This is a genomic window from Streptomyces sp. URMC 126 (assembly GCF_051386555.1).
Classification (GTDB): domain Bacteria; phylum Actinomycetota; class Actinomycetes; order Streptomycetales; family Streptomycetaceae; genus Streptomyces.
In genome coordinates this window covers 1-256 of sequence record NZ_JBPQTX010001061.1, presented here as the reverse complement: position 1 = coordinate 256, position 256 = coordinate 1, and the positions used below count along the sequence as shown (strand labels likewise).

1 protein-coding gene is annotated in these 256 nt (G+C 68.0%); it reads right to left on the bottom strand.

What is annotated here, in order from left to right:
- A partial coding sequence (locus tag ACSNOK_RS35095) for an efflux RND transporter permease subunit (protein WP_436784749.1) occupies nt 1-256 on the bottom strand: 256 nt, incomplete at both ends.

Here is a 256-nt window from a genome sequence, read left to right as displayed (position 1 = left end):
GGGCCACGGCGTCCCGGATATCGGTGATTGCGCGGTCGATCGGCGTGCCGAGGTCGAACTGGACCTGGGTGGTGCTATTGCCCTCGCGAACCTGGCTGTGGATCTCGTCCACGCCGTTGACGCCGCGGACGGCCGCTTCGACCCGGCGGGTGATCTGGGTTTCCAGCTCGGACGGAACGGCGCCGGGCTGGGAGATCGACACCACCGCCAGCGGCAGGTCGACGTCCGGCTCCTCGTTGACGTCCATCTGCATGAA